Origin of the sequence: Flagellimonas crocea (assembly GCF_033441595.1) — a bacterium.
Taxonomy (GTDB): Bacteria; Bacteroidota; Bacteroidia; order Flavobacteriales; family Flavobacteriaceae; genus Flagellimonas; species Flagellimonas crocea.
In genome coordinates this window covers 1-21,150 of sequence record NZ_JAUZVX010000002.1, presented here as the reverse complement: position 1 = coordinate 21,150, position 21,150 = coordinate 1, and the positions used below count along the sequence as shown (strand labels likewise).

The 21,150-nt window shown below is 42.1% G+C and carries 16 protein-coding genes and 1 pseudogene; 11 read left to right on the top strand and 6 right to left on the bottom strand.

Annotation, left to right across the window (positions count from 1 at the left end):
- From SD449_RS05290 to SD449_RS05265, 6 genes are all read right to left on the bottom strand, one after another.
- The gene (locus tag SD449_RS05290) at positions 1-744 is read right to left on the bottom strand and encodes a tetratricopeptide repeat protein (protein WP_318309226.1); all 744 of its coding nucleotides are present in this window, start codon (positions 742-744) and stop codon (positions 1-3) included.
- Positions 737-1,306: an RNA polymerase sigma factor gene (locus SD449_RS05285; protein ID WP_318309225.1), complete on the bottom strand. Its 570-nt coding sequence runs from the start codon at positions 1,304-1,306 to the stop codon at positions 737-739. Before SD449_RS05285 ends, SD449_RS05290 begins: the two co-directional genes overlap by 8 nt.
- A 91-nt stretch (positions 1,307-1,397) precedes the next feature.
- Positions 1,398-3,641 carry a hypothetical protein gene (locus SD449_RS05280; RefSeq protein WP_318309223.1) on the bottom strand — a complete coding sequence of 748 codons (2,244 nt, stop codon included), beginning with the start codon at positions 3,639-3,641 and terminating at the stop codon, positions 1,398-1,400.
- A 32-nt stretch (positions 3,642-3,673) separates the two neighbouring features.
- Positions 3,674-4,051 carry a hypothetical protein gene (locus tag SD449_RS05275; RefSeq protein ID WP_318309221.1) on the bottom strand — a complete coding sequence of 126 codons (378 nt, stop codon included), beginning with the start codon at positions 4,049-4,051 and terminating at the stop codon, positions 3,674-3,676.
- A gap of 50 nt (positions 4,052-4,101) precedes the next feature.
- Entirely contained in the window at positions 4,102-5,325 is a 1,224-nt protein-coding gene (locus SD449_RS05270; protein WP_318309219.1) for a hypothetical protein, read from the bottom strand.
- A gap of 59 nt (positions 5,326-5,384) precedes the next feature.
- Positions 5,385-6,608, bottom strand: a complete 1,224-nt coding sequence (locus SD449_RS05265; RefSeq protein ID WP_318309218.1) for a serine hydrolase domain-containing protein — start codon at positions 6,606-6,608, stop codon at positions 5,385-5,387.
- Between the two features lie 667 nt (positions 6,609-7,275).
- Between SD449_RS05265 and SD449_RS05260 the strand changes: the two genes are divergently transcribed.
- From SD449_RS05260 to SD449_RS05210, 11 genes and pseudogenes are all read left to right on the top strand, one after another.
- Positions 7,276-10,488, top strand: a complete 3,213-nt coding sequence (locus tag SD449_RS05260) for a two-component regulator propeller domain-containing protein (protein ID WP_318309216.1) — start codon at positions 7,276-7,278, stop codon at positions 10,486-10,488.
- 235 nt (positions 10,489-10,723) lie between these two features.
- The gene (locus SD449_RS05255; protein WP_318309215.1) at positions 10,724-11,227 is read left to right on the top strand and encodes a pyridoxamine 5'-phosphate oxidase family protein; all 504 of its coding nucleotides are present in this window, start codon (positions 10,724-10,726) and stop codon (positions 11,225-11,227) included.
- A gap of 391 nt (positions 11,228-11,618) precedes the next feature.
- Complete coding sequence (locus SD449_RS05250; RefSeq protein WP_318309213.1) at positions 11,619-12,062, top strand: GNAT family N-acetyltransferase; 444 nt, start codon at positions 11,619-11,621, stop codon at positions 12,060-12,062.
- Positions 12,063-12,070: 8 nt separating this feature from the next.
- The gene (gene rpsU, locus SD449_RS05245; RefSeq protein WP_014033016.1) at positions 12,071-12,268 is read left to right on the top strand and encodes a 30S ribosomal protein S21; all 198 of its coding nucleotides are present in this window, start codon (positions 12,071-12,073) and stop codon (positions 12,266-12,268) included.
- A gap of 28 nt (positions 12,269-12,296) precedes the next feature.
- Complete coding sequence (locus tag SD449_RS05240) at positions 12,297-12,488, top strand: hypothetical protein (RefSeq protein ID WP_318309210.1); 192 nt, start codon at positions 12,297-12,299, stop codon at positions 12,486-12,488.
- Positions 12,489-12,527: 39 nt separating this feature from the next.
- On the top strand, positions 12,528-13,334 hold the full coding sequence (gene proC, locus SD449_RS05235) for a pyrroline-5-carboxylate reductase (RefSeq protein WP_318309208.1): 807 nt from the start codon (positions 12,528-12,530) through the stop codon (positions 13,332-13,334).
- Positions 13,335-13,337: 3 nt separating this feature from the next.
- Positions 13,338-14,108, top strand: coding sequence for a glutamate 5-kinase (gene proB, locus SD449_RS05230; RefSeq protein WP_318309207.1), 771 nt, complete (start codon positions 13,338-13,340; stop codon positions 14,106-14,108).
- A gap of 5 nt (positions 14,109-14,113) precedes the next feature.
- Positions 14,114-15,313, top strand: a complete 1,200-nt coding sequence (locus SD449_RS05225; protein ID WP_318309206.1) for a glutamate-5-semialdehyde dehydrogenase — start codon at positions 14,114-14,116, stop codon at positions 15,311-15,313.
- A gap of 162 nt (positions 15,314-15,475) precedes the next feature.
- Positions 15,476-15,805, top strand: coding sequence for a YegP family protein (locus SD449_RS05220; protein ID WP_318309204.1), 330 nt, complete (start codon positions 15,476-15,478; stop codon positions 15,803-15,805).
- A 570-nt stretch (positions 15,806-16,375) separates the two neighbouring features.
- Positions 16,376-18,523 (top strand): DUF5723 family protein, encoded by a 2,148-nt coding sequence (locus SD449_RS05215; RefSeq protein ID WP_318309203.1) that lies wholly within the window; start codon positions 16,376-16,378, stop codon positions 18,521-18,523.
- A gap of 327 nt (positions 18,524-18,850) precedes the next feature.
- Positions 18,851-21,150 (top strand): annotated as a pseudogene (locus SD449_RS05210) (hypothetical protein); the annotation flags it as partial.

Below are 21,150 nucleotides of genomic sequence, written 5' to 3'. Positions count from 1 at the left end.
TTATTCTTCTTTGAGGTCTTCCAACAATAGCTTGCCCTTTTCATCCGAATAACGCTCCAAACTTTGTTCAGCAGCTTCCCTATCCCCATTGCGCAAATGGGCAAGTGCTTTATAATAGCCCGCCTCGGTCATGAAAGTAGTTTCTTCTTTTTTGATCACCCGCTCAAAATAAGGAATCGCGAGTTCGGCTTCTCCATTGGCCAAATAGGCCGCACCCAAAAAATAATTCAGTGTATCATTGTTCTTTTTCTTGGGCAGTAGTCCCTCCCACTTTTGTATGGCAGTGGTATATTTCCCTTGTTTATAGTCCACCATGGCCTCATAAAAGTCATAGTTATCGCTGTTCCCCATGACCGTGGGCAGACCAGGGTCGGGCGTAAAATACGCATTGAAAAGCCTTTCTTCTGAATTGGGACTAATGGCGTACCACCATCCTCCCATGACCATCAAAAGTGTGATGGCCGCGGCCCATCCATACTTACTTCGATAAAATTTAGGTCGTATGGATCTTATGGGCACATCATTCTCCAAATCCTTATGAAAATCCTCCAGTTTAGTGCGGAGACCGTCTTCCTCAATGGCCCTGAACATCGCCTTAAATTCCAAAAACCGGGTATTGAGCCCTTTATCGGAAAGTAACAAGGACTCAAAATCCGTTCTTTCCTGGGCTTCCATTCCATCCAAAAGGTACTTCTCAAAGAGATCTTGCTCTTCTGAGGTCCCATATGTAGGTTTCTTATCCATTGTTTTTGATTTGCTCGGCCAAGGCACGCAATTGCTCCATACACCGGTATTTTTTGTTCCGGGCGGATGCCGCCTTAATACCAATAATATCTGCGATATCTTCCATGTTCTTTCGCTCAAAATAAAAGAGCGTTAAGAGTTTCTTACAACTTTCACCCAACTTTCCAAGCGCCTGTTTTAGTATATCCTGTTCTTTGATGATGTCTTGGTCCGTGCGATGTTCATCTTCCTCTTCATCCGTTAGATGTACAACATCCTGATGCACCGTTTTTTTGTACTGGGTCGATCGGAGATAGTCCGTCCATTTGTTCTTGGCTATGGTAAACAAATAAGCCTCCAAGCTTCCGGTTCCATCAAATTTATCGTCCTTTACATTCTGCCAGCAAGCAATAAAGGCCTCTTGAAAAACGTCCTTGGCCTTGGCCCCGTCACCACTGTTGTTCAACACATAGTTTCTAACCTTAGGGAAAACATTTCGATAGACCCCTTCCAGAATGATTTGCTCATTCCTTCTGAAGCCTTCTAGAATCCGGTCGGTCTCTTTTTTCTTTGTATTCCCCATACTTTTTGGAAAGCATGGGGAAATTACAACATTTCAGTTTCTTATCTAATTTATAAGATTGACGCTCATTTTCCTCGATAAAATTCATATCCTAATTGAAAATAGGCGTTATTTTAACAGTCGAAGGTTCCACATTGATATTGTCCACGAACTCTTGTGCACGTGTCTCCGCCTCGGCAGCATCGCACGTCTCATAAATTATGATGCTACCAACCCCAGAGTTAATTCTTAGCGTACCGCTTCCAACATCCTCTAAATCGCTTAGTTTCCAAACCCTTTCCTGATTTACCACACCATTACTTGAGGTAATAATCCCCTTATAAGCGACAGCACCTTCCACCGCGGCAAAATCTGCGGTATAGGGAACGGGGCTAAAAGCTTGGTATCCAATATAATCATTACAAGAAAGGATAGGAACCTCCCTAATATTTGGCTGTCTTTCAAACGACACCGTAAAGGACTCACACCCTTTCTTGTTATTTACGGTCATGCTGTCCCGTCCGGCCTCAGTAAGTTCCCCTGTATTTTTATTTCGGAAATACAAAATTACGGTCACAGTCTCCATATTGTTACCAGCTCCCAATTCAGACTCCAATGCTGTACTGATGTAGGATACATAATTGTTGTTTGTGACAATCGACACACCGAAATTAGTGGCATCACCACCGATATCCTGTACCCTACCCCCGAATTCGTTCGAAGTGCTCCAATGGAACTCAAAATCCTCAACTTCCGGTTCGTAATCGGTATTGGCCGTCACACGCAGCTCGGCGGACTCGCCCAAACAGAGTTCAACATTGTCCCGCTGCAGTTCCACCACGGCATCAATGGATTTGACCTCCCAGCTTTCAAAATTGAATGCCGTGGTACGAAGGCCGCTAAAATTGGCGTAGTAATTGGTTGCTTTGATATTTTTATCAATAACGGACAATATGTATTTTGTTCTTGGATAACCGGTTTCAATCAACTCTTGGCTCTGAATAAACGTATTTGGAAAGTCTCCATTACCAGATAAAACCCTGTACACATCCGTTAATATTCCCCTTAAATCATCGCTCAAACGAACATCTTCGTACAAAGCGGGAAGAAAGATTTTCGTCGCTTCCTTAAACTCGTTTTGGACCACCTCATCAATCACATTGGGATACTGTTCAAGTACGGGAAGTACCGCATTGTAAAGCGCATTCTCCTTCTCGCTGCCAAAGGGGGGCAGCAATGATTTATTACCGCCTATATCCAGAAGGGTAGGTAAAAAATAATCCAACACGTAGGTCTTTTTATTGATTTCGGTATATATCTCGCGCTCTTGGGCGGTCATGTCCCGAACCTCAGAGTTGGGCTGTCCGGAACCAATGATGACCACTTCATATTCGGCCACAAATTCAGAGGCAGGGTTTACCGGTAATAGGATGGGTTCGGTCTCTATGGCATTGTCTATAGATGCTTGTTGGGCATTGATCTGTTGGAGCGAGTACCCTACTTCCATTTCTTGTATCGTGTTTGACCCTCCCGACTCCAAATCAAAATTTGCAAAGATGTCTGAGGTATAGTTCGGAATCTCAAAAAGGTCTCCGTTTCGATTTTTGTAACTCTTTTTGTAAATCACCACCCTGGACCTTCTTGGCAGGGAATTTTGCAATTTTATTCTGGTAGAGTCAACACTTGACAAGGTAACCCCGCTTTTGGTATTTTCGTCGTTGAAGAAAATCCGATTTTCCACCCCCTTTGGGTGCTTTGCGGTTATTTGATTCAAAAAAGCCTGTAACGCCGCTTCATAACTCCCTTCGCTATACATCAGGGGATTGCTTTCAAACAATGTCCGAATCTCTTCTACGAAATTTGGAAATCCAGGAGTTTGTCCTACGCTTTTCAAAAAAGCACTTTTGGCGCTTTCGGGCAACAAATGATAGCTCAGTGCATAATAAACCATCTGTTCTGCCGTGGTCTCGATGGAAAGTTCGCTCCGTTCCTCCGAAAGAAAGCCGGCAAGCAGAATGCGATTGTCCGCATCCAAGAGATAACCCGCTTCGACGGTTCCACGGTTCAAGGGCAATTTGCCCATCCCACTGGCATCCACATCGGAATCGGCACCCAATGATACCAATTTGGCATCCGTAAGATCCACATTCCCATTTTCGGGCAACAACACTCGAACATCCGCCATTTCATATCCTTCACCACTGCCTGGGTCATCATCTGTTGGTGTAGGGTCGTCATCGGTCTGTGAGATATCATCATCAGTCATTGGGTCATTTCCATTGTCATTGGAACTACAAGCAATGTCGAGCGCCAAAACAAAGAATACAATTACAATTTTCTTATATGGAATTTTCATGTTTAGTGTATTATATTGGTTTTCTTCTTCAACTAATCTTTGGTTCCTGTCCAAGTGCCCGAAATTTCATATGTCTCGTTCTCCCAAGTACCTGAGGCGTTTTCCTGGGTAAAGACACCTTCAAAGGTTGCACCGAATTGTACGGATCCCAATGTAGCCCTGAAATCCCCACTGGAATCAATGCGCCCTTCCAAAGGAAGAGGTTGATCGGAATCGTTGGACAAGGCCTCTCCTTGCACAGTACCCTCATCGTCAATGGACGCGGTCCATGTCCCGCTATCATCACCCACATAGGTACCTGACCAATTTCCAGCAAAAATGACCTGTTGTGCATCGCCTTCATCGTTATTAGAGCATGATACGCCAACAACAAGGGCAAGGATTACATAAATTATTTTAAAATGTTTCATTGCTTAAAGTTTAGAGGTTTATTAAGTATCGTGGTTATAAAAAAATGTCATCAATAGGCGTTCTCCACCTTGACCCATTCACGGTTATTAAGGTTGATATCCCCATTGGGGGTATAGAAAAGATTATCGTTCTGGATGTAGTTTCCATCACTGTCCATCCAATACTCGGTGGAACCGGCATCTACTTGGTAATTGCTTCCCGTGAGTGGATTGTAGACGGTTTCCTCTTCATTGATCATATTGATGAACTGCCGTTGGCCCGCATCGCTCCCGGCCCCAAAATTTCGGTTCATAAAGGAGGCGTGGTTGGCATCTTGGGCGGCCCAGATACCCTTCATCTTTTCCTGATGGGCATTGAAAGCGGCCCATCGGGCCTGCATCCTGTCCTGATGCTGGGCGGCGGCCACTTGTGCCCTTCGTTGGTTTTCCCGTGCCCGTTGTTGTCCCAACTGGGCCACATATTGCTCCCATTGCGGGTTTTCCCTATAACTGAAGGTGGCCTCCTTCAAACTTTCAAGCGTCCTTTCATAGGTCCCCTCATCCACAAAAGTATAATTGACGGAATAGAACCAGACCATCATGTTACCGGATATAGTGGGTTGTTGCATGCTTATCAATGAGATGCTAGCCATTGCTTTTTGCCCAGAACTATTTTCCCACTCCGTATTATACATTGACAAGGACGTATTCATTTGTGATTTGGACGCGATCTTGTTCCTCAGGTACTGGGTCAAATCGGGCTGCTCAAGTTCTCCCAGGTATTTAAAACCACTGTTCACCATACGACTTTTTACTTCCTCGCTAAAAATTTGCCTGGGATCTGTTAGGGGCCTTATCAATTGCCCATACGGAGTGTCACGCATTATTTGGGCCAGCTGAGGGTCTTGGTAATACACGTGGTACCGTATTGGGGTATTAAAGCTTTTTAACCCATTTGGCCCTGTTATCTGTATTAAAAAGGCGGGCAATTTTTGGTCAATGGTATAAGATGGTTTGGATATGACATTCCAACTTGCCGGATATTCGGTACTGTTCACGACAAGGCCCGTCCTGGCGTCTATTAATTGATGTACTTTGGTCGAGCTTGAACGTGTACCCTTTGAAGACGATATATGTTCCCGGCTATCGAGGGTACTATCTTCTAAATCTTCATCAACGGTCCGATAGGAATATTCAATTTCTTCAGAATCCATTTCAGGTGCACTGCCACTGGATTTTCCCCAACAAGAAACAATCAACAGACAAGGCATCACCGCTAGCATTAATCTTTTCATAAGGCTATGTTTAATTTTTAATGTTATTGTGTACATTACTTATGTGTTTGAAGGACCTGCTAAAACTGATTTAAATCGGTTTGCCATGGAATGTTTCCGTTATTTACAATATCCAATAGCAGGGATTGGAGATCATTGTCAAATTGGGCGGTATCGGTCCTTCTTAAATTCAACAGGATGGTCGCAGTATGTCCATTATTGGAAATCATCATCCATGAGCGATTTCCTGGTAAACTACCTGTAAAATACCTGACGCCCTGTTCGGCCCAAACGGCCAGTCCCCTGCCCAGATTGGATAATTCGGTGGTCTCGGACAATAGTTGAATGGAATTGGCACTCAGTATATCCGGTCTTCCAGAGGACCCGTCTATGGCGCACAAGAAGCGTAGCAGGTCAGGAGCACTGATGACCACCCCACCATCACCATCCCTTCTTGAGGCTATAGTGAATATATAATTGGCATCGGTACCCATTCCGTAGTAGTACACCTCATCAGTTTCCAGGTCATCTTCACGAAAAGTTGTCGTTTTAAAGGTGCTTATACCTATAGGGGTCAATAAATCGGTTATGTAGTCCTCATAGGTCTGACCGGAAACCTGTTCGGTGATCCTGGCCAGCAACCAGTACCCTGTATTGCTATAACTAAATGCCTCCCCTGGGGCATGGCTCAACGTCCAGTTCTCCAAAACGTAAGAGATAAAATCCATTGGACCCAAAGCAGGCTGGTAATCAATGGGGTCTCCCCCGGTGGATGTGCCCCAACCGCCCGATGCATGGAGCAAAAGATGGTCTACGGTGATATTGAGCTCATCTGCAGTAAGTACTGCTGTTCCAAAATCTTCACCCAATAATCCATCCTCACCAAATACATGGTCATCTAGTGACAGCTGTCCGTCATCGACCAAACTCAGGATTGCGGTTGCCGTAAATACTTTTGAGATACTGGCTATCCGAAAAAGATGGTTCGGTGACACATCGATATCGTTCTCCACATTGGCCTTACCATACCCTTTGGAGTAGACCATCTTTTCGTTCACGCTGACGGCAAGTGAAGCTCCCGGCACTTCGTACAGTTGCATAAAATCCGTTACGTTATCATCCACCTCTGAAATATCTTCTTGCGTTTCAGGAGTGTTGGGGTCAGGGTCAGGGGTCGGGTCGGGATTTCCAATGGGGTTGGGGTCAACAGGTGTTTCGCTATCGCTTGAACTGCAGGCTATTGCCCCTACTAATAAAAATACCAACAATAGGTACGTGCTCCCTTTTTTAATACGTGTTCTCATAAATGTTCGGTGTTGAAGTTTGTTGTTTACCTTATATCGAACACTTTTAAAAATGTCATCGGTCCCAATAACATTTTTATTTTGGGATTTCATTGAATGAAAAAGAAAGCTATGGCTGTATACAAGAGAAACTTTTCATCACTTATTGCCTGCTAGGTCGTTTGGCCATTCTTTCATTGCTGATAAACAGCAGATATGATCAGTTAATCTTTACCGAGAACAATGCTCTGCAACAAAAACTTGCATTGGAGATGGTAGTGCCTTGTTTTGCCAAACACAAACGTAGAATCTTTTGGTATGTTCAGCTTACCAAGCTTTTTCGAAATTTCGATCAATCCAACAAATCCTTGATGACCAATTATCTGATTTGAAACGCATGACCATCTATGAAGTATGAGACTATTAAATCACCTTTAAGTTTTAGCCTAATTTAAGTTTGCCAAAACAATAAAACGAATCGATATTGTACCAATTTGATTGTTCACTTTCATCCGAGAGAGAATACACATACACCATGCTATTCGACTTGGTACTCTTTGCGTTTGTTTCTAAAATCCTCCCCCAAAATAGTGATCCGCAAACGTTAAAGTAGACAATTTTAATATTAAAATTACGTTGATAAAACCTAAATCCGTTTGAAGTTGTAACGATGGCCCAAAAATACGTTTTGAGAATTTTAGTGCTATACTTTTTTCTGACTTCGGCACTCTTAACACATGCACAAACCGAAGATTCCTTCAACTTTCAGCACATAAAAACTGGGATGTCCCAAAGTTCGGCAAGGGTGCTGTTCGAGGATAGTTATGGTTTTATTTGGGCAGGCACAACCAATGGGCTAAATAAATATGACGGTATCGATTTCGAGATATTCGAGGAAAGTCAAAATGGAAAAACAGGCCTCACCAACGGGAACATTAATGTCATTTATCAATACGGGAACGATCTATTGATAGGCACAAACCATGGAATCAATGTTTTTGACCGTGAATTAAATCGTATAAGACCATTCGAGTTTCGCAATGATGGAAAGGAAATCGAAACAAATAGCTTTAATTCCATTGCAAAAACAGACGATGTTCTTTGGCTGGGCACTTATTCTGAAGGTCTGTACAGATATAACATAAATTCGGGTGAGACGAAAAATTTTTTGATTGAAGATGAGATCAATGTTGAAAATTACAATATAAATTATGTGGTTAAAATCACCCCATTGGATGACAACAGGCTTCTTCTAATTTCCAGGTCCAATGTTTTCATTATTTCAAAAAATTTGGAAGTCCTGGCCGATATTGAGTTGGATACTTATATCACGGCAGCAACGGAATCGGATAAATCAACCTTTCTATTGGGCACCAAAAATGGTTCTTTAATAGAATTGACCGTAAGCCCATCAATAGGTCTCCAAACTAAAGTAAAGGAAATCACACCTGGTTTTGCCATTCTTTCCATAGCAAAATATATAGATGGCTCCATTTGGATAGGTACCGAAAACAACGGCCTCTTCATTTATGATCAAGCAAAGGAGCACATCCGTCATTTAAAGTATAGTTTAACCCGACCCAATTCCATTTCGGGCAATTCCATTTGGTCTCTCCTTACCGCAAAAAATGGCGTAATATGGATGGCCCCATTTAAAAATGGTTTAAGTTTTTATGACCCCGAGTACATCAAGTTCAGGCACATTAGTACAAACCCTTTTGATGCAAACTCCCTTAACAATAGGCTGGTAAACGGCCTAGTTGAAGATACACAAGGCAATATATGGATAGGCACCGATGGTGGCGGATTGAATTTCTGGAACAGGTCCAACGATACGTTTGAGCACTTTTCGCTCGAAAATTCAAATTTTGGAAGCAATGTAGTGCTGTCGCTGCTCCAGACAAAGGAGGATGAATTATGGGCGGGCAGTTGGGAAAAGGGAATAACCATCTTCAATACCCGAAACAAAACATTTTCCGTTTTGAACGCCGAAAACTCCTTTTTAAAATCGAACAATGTCTTTGGCCTGTTAAAGGACAAACAGGGGCGAATTTGGATAGTAAGCCTTTTTGATGGTGTACAATTATATGATCCAAAGACCAATACACATAAAGACATCGCCCTAACATCAGGGATAGATGGCTCAGAAATCAATTCGACCTATAGCATTTTTGAAGATGGAAACGGACGTATTTGGATTGGCACCCAAACTTCGGGTCTTTTTAAGTTGACGGAAAAGGATAACTCTTGGGAAATTGTACATTATTACAAAAATCAAGGCGAACAATCTTTAAGCAATAATTATGTAAATACCATTGTCCAAGACAATGATGGTACAATATGGATAGGGACACAAAGAGGACTGAACAAATACCTTCCCGACAGTGATTCCTTCCAGACTTTTACTCGCACGGATGGATTGGTGGACGATGCCATTAAGGGCATTATTCCAAATGATGCCGATAACGAACTATGGTTGAGCACTGAGGGTGGCTTGATTAGGTTTGATGTGGGAACGGGCGAAACAATCGATTACGACATTGCCGACGGTCTGCAGTCAAATGAATTTAACCCAAAATCATTTCTGACCACCGAAAAAGGAGAATACCTTTTTGGCGGTATAAACGGCCTGAACATATTCGACCCTGAAAAAGTCAAAAAAAGAGAGGATGTCCCGCCCATACTTATAACCGAACTCAAATTATTCAACCGTCCTGTCTCCCCAAATGATGGTAGTGGTGTTCTACAAAAAGACATTGGTCAAACCGATTCACTGAGCTTTGATTATAATCAATCGGTCTTCAATTTCGATTTTAAGGCACTTACCTATCGACACCCCGAAAAAGTGAATTACGCTTATTATTTGGATGGTTTCGAAACAGATTGGAACTATGTGGGAAATGAATCCAGCGCAACTTACACCAACATAAGCCCAGGAGATTATACCTTAAGAATCAAATCTACCAATTCCGATGGTGTTTGGGTCAACAACGAAACAAGTCTGCACATTCAAATTATCCCACCGTTTTGGCAAACATGGTGGTTCAGGACATTGCTTATACTATGTATTCTATTCTGTTTATACATGGCCTATTACATCAAAGTAAGGAACTACAAGAAAAACCAACAGATCTTGGAGCATAAAATAGACGAGCGCACCAGGGAGTTGCAACAACAGAAAGCAAAGCTCGTTGAGGCAAAGAAAAATCTGGAACAAAAAAACGAAGAAATACAGCGGTTTACCTATGCCGTTTCCCATGACCTTAAGAGTCCATTGAACAACATTAGGGGAATGGCCAACCTGATTCCGATGGAAATCAGTCTTAAGGATTTTCCAGAGGTAGAAGAATATTTGACCCTGATAGATTTGTCCTGTAACAATATGAGCGAACTTATTGACGATATTGCCAAAATAGCTCATTTGGGCAAGATTGAAAATCAAAACGAAGTATTGGATACCAACGAGATTCTGAACTATACCAGCAACCTGATCAAGGCTAAACTCGAAACTTCCAAAACACAGCTTAATATATCAGAAAACCTACCCCCTATCTATGGAGATCGGAAAAGAATAATTCAGGTCTTCAACAATTTACTGGATAATGCCATAAAATACATGGGAGACCAACCAAACCCCACCATTGATATTGAATATGAGGACAACGGGGAAACGAACATATTTCGCGTCCGCGACAATGGTTCGGGTATGGACAAAAGTTCTTTAAAAGAACTCTTTACACCTTTTAAACGCTTTCATTCCAATGTCAAGGGTACAGGGCTTGGGCTTTATATGATAAAAAAAATAATGGACTCCCACGGGGGAACTATAACGGCCGAATCCGAGGGAAAAGGAAAAGGCACCACTTTTAAGCTTATTCTACCAAAAGTAAAAACCGAATAACACACCCTCATCCTACTTTTTTATTTGCAACCCGTCCAAAATATTGTCGCTACGCTTTTGCGTATCTCGATACCGTGTTGGTGCCAACCATATTTATTATTGGCAAAACCGTTAAACATAACATCATTTGAGCAAAACTAACCGATTTATACTTCTTACCTTCCCGTTGATGCTTGATAAAACTGCCAAATAGGTAGATAATCAGCGAATCAAAAATTCAAAAACAAAAAGAAAGATGGATAAAAAAAATTATATGAAGAACCCGGAAGGGCTCAGAAAACTAAGAACCTTGATAGACGAACAAAAAACCGTAATGGTGGGGAGCCAATTGGATAAAATCCCAATCTCGGTATGCCCAATGACCCTGCAGCAAATGGATGAAAAAGGCGATTTATGGTTTTTTGTGTCCAAAGAAAGTGGGCTTTTCAAGGATATTGAGAATGATAACAGGGTGCAGATCATCTACACCGATGATGCAAAACAGAGCTACATTTCTATTTTCGGAAATGCCACTCATATTAAAGCGACCCAAAAAAGAGATGAGCTTTGGAACTCCAACCTGCTAAAATGGTTTGATGGGAAAGAAGATTCCAATTTGACCTTGATCAGTATAAACATGGAAAATGCTTTTTACTGGGACCATGAGAATAGCAAACTGATATCTTTTTTTGAAAATTTCAAGGGCGGCACCGCTAAGACAAATGCAGGCAAGGAGGAGAAAGGGTATGTTAATCTATGATTTTTAAATAAGATGCTGGAGGCATTCCTTTATCCTAAAACTGTCCATTATTACAACGTTTTCGATATGGAGAAACAGCCTTAAAAAAGCGTTATAATAATCTTAAAGCCCAGTATAATTGGGATTTAACGACGGTTTTTCATACCTTTGCCCCGATGAACGTCAAGCTCCACGAGAGAAAAAACTGCAGAATTTTAAGTTTCCATTATCTGGTATTCAGAAACCAGTCGGATAAGTTCATCCCGCCTACACGATAACGACCTTCCCCTAACCCGGGAAGTTGACCCAATTAGTATGGGAATTTCGGAAAAATAAGTTCCGCTATTTCCATTATGCCCTAATTCTAACTGTTAACTAAAAAATTAAAATCATTATCGTTCAAAATAAAAGTATGGTAATCAAGACCTACGATGCCTACACCAGGCTTTCTACCATGGAAGCAGACCGATTTGCGAACTTCCTTTTTGCCCACCAAGAAGGAAAAAAAGCTACGAAGAAAGCTATAAGAAAAGCAATTCAGTATTCCACAAAGGACATTCCCGGATTGGGCGGTTATGTTTTTGCCATGGAGGACAAAGATGAAATCCTAGGTTTGGCCGTAGTGAACAAAACAGGTATGGGAGACTATATCCCCGAAAATTTCTTGGTGTTCTTCGTGATTCACCGGGACCACAGGGGAGACAACATCGAACAAAAGCTATTGGACTATACCCTCCAATATTGCAAAGGGGACGTTGCCATTCACATTACGGATGAAAATCAATACCCCAATAAAAAATTTTTTGAAGAGAAAGGGTTCAACGCGACCCATTTAGAAATGAGATTGAACAGATAAACCATTATATGTTAAAAATAGAAGTAAAACCAGGCGAAAGTATCGAAAGAGCTCTAAAACGCTACAAAAGAAAATACAGGAACACCAAGCGTTTGGACCAGATTCGAAGTCGCCAAGAATACACAAAAAAATCAGTAGAACGCCGAAAAACATTAAAAAAGGCACAATACAAGGAACAATTCCTGAACGAACAGGAAGACCAATAATTTTAAAAACCAAAGTATCAAAAACAAAATGAGACTTTCAAGAATTAAAAGGGAAACCAGATATGAAAAACGCTACAGCGTTAAAATGGGGGAGCTTACCACCCGTGTAACATACATAAAAAGATATGTTATGGGACTTCCCATCCGCACTTTGCACAAATATCGCGGAACCTATTACGGTAAAATCAAAGATTGCAAGGAATGTAATGTGCTATCATAAAGCAACCAGAATTTATTCTTTAACCCTTTAATATAAACAATGAAAGTATTGGTAATTGGCGCAGGTAACATGGGGCTTACCTATGCCACAGGTATGTCCAAATCAAAAATGTTGAAAAAACGCAACATCATGGTATTGGACAAGTCCAAAGAAAAACTGGAAGAAGTTGGCAAAATTGCCTATTTCGATGCCATAGATAAAATTGAAGACTGCGTTCCGCAGGCGGACATTATCTTTTTGGCAGTAAAACCTTATCATGCCGAGGAACTTTTTCAACGCATGAAACCATTGGTTAACCCGGAACAATTGTTCATTTCCATAATGGCAGGGGTCACCATCAACTATATACAGGAAGCCCTTGGCATCAAAAAAGTGGTCAGGGCCATGCCCAACCTTCCCGCACAAGTGGGCAAGGGACTCACCAGCTATGTTTCCGCCGAAGAAGTCTCCCGTTTGGAGCTCTTTATGGTAGAAGGTTTGTTGGATACCACAGGGAAATCGCTCAGGGTAAAAAATGAAAAGTTCATTGATGCCTCCACGGGAATTTCCGGAAGTGGGCCGGCCTACGTATTCTATTTTATGCAGAGTATGATGGAGGCCGCACTGCAAATGGGCTTTAGTGAAAACGTGTCCAAGGTATTGGTAAGCCAAACCTTTACCGGGGCCGTGGAATTGTTCAATCAGAACAATCTCAACCCCGACACCTGGATGGAAATGGTAGCATCAAAGGGAGGTACCACAAGGGCCGCCCTGGACTCCATGCAAGACAATAATGTAAACGAATTAATCAAAGAAGCTGCCTTTGCGGCCTTTAGTAGGGCTGTGGAACTAGGCGAAGAATACTAAATCATGTATAAAGAACTAGTGGTCATCAAAGTAGGTACAAACGTGATGACCAATAAAGACAACAGAATTGTAAGACCAGTGCTCAACAGTTTGGTGCAACAAATTGCTGAGCTATACGAAAGAGATATCATGACCATTTTGGTCTCCTCTGGATCGGTAATCGCCGGTAAAGAGGTACTGGGAAAAGCCAAAATCAAGGACAAGACCCAACGGAGGCAAGTTTACTCTGCCATTGGGCAACCCAGAATGATGAGGCATTATTATAACATATTCAACGACTACGGTATGAAATGTGCCCAGGTGCTTCCCACAAAAAGGGATTTTAACCCCGGAGTGCACCGTGACAATATGATCAATTGTCTCGAAGGACTCCTTTCCGAAGGAGTTATACCGATAGCCAATGAGGATGATGCCGTTTCCGTATCCATGTCCATGTTCTCGGACAACGATGAGCTCGCCACCTTGCTTGCCCAATTGATGAGGGCCGACAAGCTGATATTAATGACAGATATCGATGGTCTTTACGACGGTCATCCGGACAAGGCCGACTCAAAGGTTATTGGCAAAGTCGAACCAAAAGAAGACTTGGACAAGTATATTGAAGAAGGAAACAAACAAGAAGGCGAAGGCCGTGGCGGTATGGGCTCAAAACTAAGCTATGCCCAAAAGGCCGCAGCCGACAACATACCATCCTACATTGTTAATGGTAAAAGAGAAAATGTCATTTTAGATATTGTAGAAGGAAAAAACGTAGGAACTGAAGTTTCAAAATAACAACAATGAAATTATTAAAAACAGATTTAAAAAATAAAGTATTACAAGATATGGAGCGTATCCTTGATGAAAATCGGGAAGAACTGCTCCGAGCAAATAAGAAAGACTTAGACGCTTTTAACAGGGACGATCAAGCATTGTACGATCGTTTGGTAGTGGACCAAAATAAAGTGGATCAAATGATCCAGGCCGTAAAGGAAGTCCGTTTGCAAGATGATCCTGTAAACCAGGAAATCTCCACAAGAGAATTGGACAATGGGCTAAAAATCATCAACAGAACGGCGCCTTTCGGGACAATCATGATCATATATGAATCCCGTCCCGATGTGACCATTGAAGCAGCCGTACTGGCATTCAAGGCCAATAACAAAATATTGCTCAAAGGAGGTAAGGAGGCTTACCATAGCAACAAGGCCTTGGTTAAGTTTTGGCACCAAGCACTTACCGAGAACGGTCTGTCCAAAGATTATATCCAGTTTATGGAGATGGACAGGACCCAAACACAGGAGTTCTTAAGAAATCCTGACCAAGAGCTTGATCTTATTGTTCCCCGTGGCGGTGAACGCTTGATCAATTTTGTAAAAGAACATGCCAAGTGTGCAGTACTAATTAGTGGTAGAGGGAACAATTTCCTGTATGTTCACAAACAAGCCGATTGGGAAAAAAGCTTAAAAGTGATTTTGAATGCAAAAACCCATAAAATTTCGGCCTGTAATGCATTGGATAAAATCCTCATAGATACTCAAATTGATGGTTACGAAAACAAGCTGAAGGAATTACAACAAGTACTTACGGCAAACAATGTATCCATTATTGTGGACGATGAAGTCAAAAAAACCTTGACCAATGAGGATACCATTACCGATGAATCCATTTGGCAAGAAGAGTTCTTGGCCATGAAGTGTGTTATCGGTGCTGTCGATAATATTGAAGAATCCATGGAGAAAATCAACAAAAACTCCGGTGGACACTCCGCTTCCATAATGACGGAAAACAATGATGTTGCCAAAACATTCATGGAAAACGTAGACTGTGCGGCCGTGTACCAAAACGCCTCCACTCGATTTACCGATGGTGGACAAATGGGTGTAGGTGCGGAACTCGCAATCAGTACGGATAAATTGCACCACAGGGGACCATTGGGCCTAAAACAATTGGTCACCAACAAATACTACGTATTTGGCGATGGCCAGATAAGGGTATAACCTATATATTATATCAAACTAAAAAAGGAGGCCATTGGCCTCCTTTTTTTTATAAGGCACATCCAGCAAGGTCTGAAACTTTATTTTATTATCAAATTTCAACGTATTTATTGGTAGTTTTTTAAGAAAATCTCTAGATTTATTACTTAAAATATATAAAATATGGGAAAATTTGAGATTAGCACGGATAAAGCCGGAAAGTTCAGGTTTAATTTAAAAGCTGGAAATGGCCAAGTTATTTTGAGCAGCCAAGGGTACACCACCAAATCTGCTTGCGAAAATGGTATCGAATCAGTGAAAAAACATTCACAGGACGATGACAACTTTGAAAGAAACACAGCGAAAGACGGGAGTCCATACTTTAACCTAAAAGCTTCCAACGGCCAAGTTATTGGCAATAGCGAAATGTATTCCAGTGAATCCGCCATGGAAAATGGTATCGCCTCTGTTAAAAAGAATGCCCCCGGTGCATCCGTAGAAGAAGTTGAATAATCAGTTCCATTCCGAACAATATTAAAAACAGCCCAAAAAAGGGCTGTTTTTTTATGCCCTCTTTTTTCTTCCTCAAGTCAAATGGGGCATTCATAAACTGAAACAGGGCATTCGTCAATCGCACCCATTTAATCCCATAAAATGATTCTATGTTTGTACTGCAATCAAGCGTTAAGCAATATTGAACAAGCAAGATCAATTTTTAACGTATGCACATATAGCAATTCACTTTTGATGACTGTTGGTCCTAAAAGTGTTTAGTTTAGTTGAGGTTTCCGTTACGCCAAGGAATTTCTTAATTCCTTGGTTGTAATGGTTTTTGCTTTTATGCCCTTTTTATTCCTCTTTCCAAATAAAAAACAATACCTCAGTCCTTCATCCATTGAGCTAAAAAAGCACCAAAAAACGGTTACTTCAAAAATCTATATAAATCCATTTGCCCCATCCGTCAACTCAAACACCCCTTTCGTGCATTGAGCACCCTTTTAAACAAGTATTTGTATTCTATTTGAGGTCAAAACAATGTAAAACAATAACCCTAGCCCATCGGGCGACTAAAAAAATTAAGTTATGTATTCAAAAAATATTTTTTTGACGGTTATGCTTCTTTTTTCGGCATATCTCGTATCGGCACAATCCTATGTAGGTTTCTTGGAAGATAACTACAGTGGTGTGCACGGTATAATTTCAAACCCTGCGAACATTGCCGATTCCAGACTTAAAACAGATGTTAACCTTGCTGGTATTAGCGCGTTTTACGGAAACGACTATATCGGGGTCAACATGGGGGATGCTTTCAGGGATTTCAGCACTGTTTTTGATGATGCATCCACATTTCCCACCACCGAAAATTTTCTGTCCTTTAACGTAGACATATTAGGTCCATCGGTAATGATCAGTATGAGCGAAAAACACTCCTTGGCCATTTTCACAAGGGGGCGAAGCCTTTTCAACCTTAATGATGCCAACGGTAATCTTTTGGAAAAAGAAGGCGGGTTCAATGAATCAGAAGATTTTACTTTGACGGAGGATGACATTTCCGGCTCTTTTACCCTTTGGGGCGAATTGGGCGCAACATATGCCCGAGTGCTTTTAAACGATGGGGAAAACTTTTTAAAGGGAGGTGTATCCGTAAAGCTGATTCAATCCCTTGGAAACGCCTACATACTTGGGTCTGATCTTACTGTAGACTACGATTCCGAAAACAGGGAGGTCACCACAACAGGGAGGTTGCGTCTTGGCGACACAGGAGATATAGATGAACAGGGACATACCGGGGAGGTATTGGATTTCAACAATGGGAACGGTCTTGGAGCCGATGTAGGTTTTATATATGAATGGCGGCCCGACCATGCCAAGTATACCAAGCTAAAAGCGAATGGAAATTCAGTAGTTAACAGAGGAGCAAACAAATACAAGCTTAAAGTTGGCGTATCCATTACCGATATTGGTAAGATAACAGGGATTAATGGTAGGGACCGCTATTATGATCTTAACAGAACCCAGAGCATAGATAATTTTGATGGTGATGTGCTGGAAGAAGCATTGGTCGACAATTTTGAACTCGTTTACGATATACCATCAAGAGACTATACATTGCCAACGGCGCTTCATACAAATATGGATTGGAGCTTAAATTCCAATTTTTATCTTAACCTGAACGCAGATATTTCGCTTACATCCACCGATATTGTCAACACTGGCCGAATTCTGAACCAATACAGGTTCACTCCAAGGTTTGAAAGTACATGGTTGGGCGTTTACTCTCCCATTAGTTTCATTAATGGAGTTGGTTTACAATGGGGAACAGGCCTAAGGTTAGGCCCCCTTTACATGGGATCAGGATCTATCCTTTCATCATTTTTGGACAAAGATTCTAAAGGTTTAGACCTCTTTGCTGGTATAAAAGTACCTATTCACCATAGTAAGTTAAGGGACAAGGATAATGATGGAATAATAAATCAAGAAGATAATTGTCCCGAAATCGCAGGCCCAATAGAAAACCAAGGATGCCCATGGGAAGATAGCGATGAAGATGGCATCTTGGACAAGGACGATAATTGCCCCAATGAGGCAGGACCAATGGAAAACAACGGATGCCCATGGGAGGACTCCGATGGTGATGGAGTATTGGATAAAGATGACGATTGCCCAAATATATCAGGATTGATAGAATTCAATGGATGCCCGGATACGGACGGTGACGGTGTTGTGGACCAAAAAGATAGATGTCCAGAAGTACCTGGTGCAAAAGAATATGAAGGATGTCCTGATTCCGATGGCGATACTTTACCAGATATGGACGACAAATGTCCACAAGTAGCAGGACCGGTAAGCAACAACGGATGTCCAGAGGTAACCCAAGAAGTACAAAAACAACTGAACGATTACGCCAAGACCATTCTATTTGATACCGGCAAAGCCACGATCAAAACTGAATCCGTATCCGTCATGGTAGATATCATTCAAATACTTAATGAATATCCAACGGCTAAATTCACAGTTGAAGGACATACCGATAGTGTGGGAAGCAGTGAAAGCAACCAAAAGCTATCCGAAGCTCGTGCAAATTCTGTGAGGGACTTTTTGATCAATGAGGGAATCTCAGGAAACAGATTGTCCGCTATAGGGTATGGAGAAGATAAGCCAATAGCTTCCAACTCCACTTCTTTGGGCAGAAAGCAGAATAGAAGGGTGGAAATTAACCTGATCAAATAACCATCATATCGTAATTCAAATATCCCGTAGAAATCTAGCTTTGGTGTAACTGCAAAACTTCTTCTACACAGCCGCCAAGATGTCCTTGGCGGCTTTTTTATGGATAGGCACAAACATCAATTTATTTATGAGGCAAATTCCTACATTTTTAACATTTTGAAAATCAGCCTACTTTCTCACACATTGATCCATTTAGCCCATTCGTCAATTGGAACCCACCATAGGTAAATTCACCCCTAATTCTTACCTAATTAGTCCTTTAATTTATAATACCAAATCTATTTCTTGATCGGCCCCACCAAGAAATCTTAATAAAACTTGACCCTTATGGCTAAACTTCTACTTAGTTCTCTTTCTCATGCATTGAAGTCATTTCAAGTGCAAAACAAGCCCTATAAAAAATCCAAGAGTCAAAAAATCTTGGTCACGACCTCCTTATTTATTGTCCTGCTTACAGGAAACACTGTTTTTGGACAAATTGAAGTAGACACATGGTACAGTGCAGATCGCGCCGTAAACAGTGATCCTTTACCCCTTGGAGATTTACACCTGTATACTCCTTTTGCACCAGGTGATGGAACAATCGTTAACACTTGGTACGATTTGGTCGATTATACCGTACCTGATAAACAAGATGCCGTCGTATGGCCTTCCTCAAACTTCAATTTAGTATTTCCAGCTGGCTTTGATTACCCATTTCCAAATAGCGGTCCATATAACTTATTTTTAACTCCTTCGGGGTCGACCCCAGGTCTTCCAACACTGCGAAGAAATGATATGAACTTTAATCCATCCATTGAATTCGATGGAAGTGATGAGGGAGATGCACTTGTTATGCGTTCTGTCTCAAGAGATGATATAACCATTTTTATAGCCTTCCGCGCAGAAGGAGCAGGAAACACAGCAGAGACCCAACGTCTATTGTTTGGCGGCGATGTAGATGCACATCACAGTTCGGTCAATGTTGAACAGCGTACAACAAATTTATCGTTGGGCGTGTCAGATGGCAACCGTTTCTCCATTGGAAGAACTTGGCTCAACGATGGTGGAGGATTTTTTCAATCAGGGACAATAGATTTAGAAGGTAAACCGACTATTGGGGTATTCACCAGAGACGCACTCCCTTTATCGTTTCAAGAAAACCTCGACACTTTCGTAAATGGTATACACGATATTTCCGTAACAAGAGGACCTGGCTTTTATGAAGCAAATAGTCTGTTCTTTTTTAACAGTATCGGTAAGCACTTCAATAGTAACGACCCCAACCGCAACCTCACAGGGAATATAGCCGAAATACTATTGGCAGACGGTGCTTTGGATGCAACTTCCATAACACAGGCGCAATCCTATTTGGCCATTAAATATGGTATTACCTTGAACAACGCTGGTGCTTTGGGAAGTGTGGTAGGAAATCAAGGTTTCACATACTTGGCTGCAGATGGCACAACTATATGGGATCCCACCATCGATTCCAACTACCGTTTTGACATAGCAGGATTGGCAAGAGATAGATATCAAGATGACGGACCAGATTTAAGATACAACCTGCACCAACGCATTGCAAAAAGTGAGAACGATGAGGCCATTGTCACCATGTCTACCGATTCAAACTTTACGACAGACAATCTAGATCAGTCCAGACCAGAAATCGATAATTATCCTTGGGCTGGAACATCACTAACCTCATACCGTCATAATTATTTGATATGGGGCAATGATCATGCAGGTTTGGACACAACAAATATTGAGTTACCTGCATCTGACGAGATTGTAACTAGAATCCCTCGAGAATGGAAAGTCCAAAAAACATTTTCAACAGGGGTTGATCCCATTTACGGGGTCAGTGTCCGGTTTGACCTTTCCGGTTCCAATATCCTTCCCAACGATGCATGCCGCATCCATCTTATGATAGATCGAGATGGAAATGGGGATTTTACTAATGGGACTGTTGACCTTATTATGGCGACAAGTGCTGATAGTCAATATGTCTTTTTTGATGATGTTGATTTTGAACATTTAGATGTATTTTCAATTGGATTGAAGGCCCCACTTATCATCACTGTAGTGGACAGTACTCCCCCTTCTACATGCGGAGGAAACGACGGGGAGATTCAGTTCGCATTTACCAACGTGCCCGACGGGGACTATACCATAGCCTATGACGAGGGTACGTTTCCCAATGTCACCGTCTCTGGAGGGACGGCCACAGTCACCGGACTGTCTGAAGGCAACTACTCCAACCTAAAGATCACCGCCAACGGTTGTACCTCTCAACAGGACCCAGATGTCGTACTCTCGTCACCTGACGCACCGACCATAGCCGCCGTGGCCGTGCAGCCGTCCACATGTGGGGCCAGCGACGGACAGATACAGTTCACCTTTGCCAACGTGCCCGACGGGAACTATACCATCGCCTATGACGGGGGAAGTTTCCCAAACGTGGCCGTATCATCCAATGCCGCCACCGTAACGGGACTGGCAGCCGGCAACTACAGCAACCTGGCCATCACTGTCAACAGCTGTACCTCGCAACAGGATCCCGACGTCGTGCTCTCGTCACCCGACGCCCCCACCATAGCCGCAGTGGCCGTACAGCCCTCAACATGCGGGGCCAGCGACGGACAGAT

What these genes read in the sequence shown, in the direction of transcription:
- SD449_RS05290 (WP_318309226.1), bottom strand. Translation starts at nt 744, where the DNA reads ATGGATAAGAAACCTACATATGGGACCTCAGAAGAGCAAGATCTCTTT.
- SD449_RS05285 (WP_318309225.1), bottom strand. Translation starts at nt 1,306, where the DNA reads ATGGGGAATACAAAGAAAAAAGAGACCGACCGGATTCTAGAAGGCTTC.
- SD449_RS05280 (WP_318309223.1), bottom strand. Translation starts at nt 3,641, where the DNA reads ATGAAAATTCCATATAAGAAAATTGTAATTGTATTCTTTGTTTTGGCG.
- SD449_RS05275 (WP_318309221.1), bottom strand. Translation starts at nt 4,051, where the DNA reads ATGAAACATTTTAAAATAATTTATGTAATCCTTGCCCTTGTTGTTGGC.
- SD449_RS05270 (WP_318309219.1), bottom strand. Translation starts at nt 5,325, where the DNA reads ATGAAAAGATTAATGCTAGCGGTGATGCCTTGTCTGTTGATTGTTTCT.
- SD449_RS05265 (WP_318309218.1), bottom strand. Translation starts at nt 6,608, where the DNA reads ATGAGAACACGTATTAAAAAAGGGAGCACGTACCTATTGTTGGTATTT.
- SD449_RS05255 (WP_318309215.1), top strand. Translation starts at nt 10,724, where the DNA reads ATGGATAAAAAAAATTATATGAAGAACCCGGAAGGGCTCAGAAAACTA.
- SD449_RS05250 (WP_318309213.1), top strand. Translation starts at nt 11,619, where the DNA reads ATGGTAATCAAGACCTACGATGCCTACACCAGGCTTTCTACCATGGAA.
- rpsU (WP_014033016.1), top strand. Translation starts at nt 12,071, where the DNA reads ATGTTAAAAATAGAAGTAAAACCAGGCGAAAGTATCGAAAGAGCTCTA.
- SD449_RS05240 (WP_318309210.1), top strand. Translation starts at nt 12,297, where the DNA reads ATGAGACTTTCAAGAATTAAAAGGGAAACCAGATATGAAAAACGCTAC.
- proC (WP_318309208.1), top strand. Translation starts at nt 12,528, where the DNA reads ATGAAAGTATTGGTAATTGGCGCAGGTAACATGGGGCTTACCTATGCC.
- proB (WP_318309207.1), top strand. Translation starts at nt 13,338, where the DNA reads ATGTATAAAGAACTAGTGGTCATCAAAGTAGGTACAAACGTGATGACC.
- SD449_RS05225 (WP_318309206.1), top strand. Translation starts at nt 14,114, where the DNA reads ATGAAATTATTAAAAACAGATTTAAAAAATAAAGTATTACAAGATATG.
- SD449_RS05220 (WP_318309204.1), top strand. Translation starts at nt 15,476, where the DNA reads ATGGGAAAATTTGAGATTAGCACGGATAAAGCCGGAAAGTTCAGGTTT.
- SD449_RS05215 (WP_318309203.1), top strand. Translation starts at nt 16,376, where the DNA reads ATGTATTCAAAAAATATTTTTTTGACGGTTATGCTTCTTTTTTCGGCA.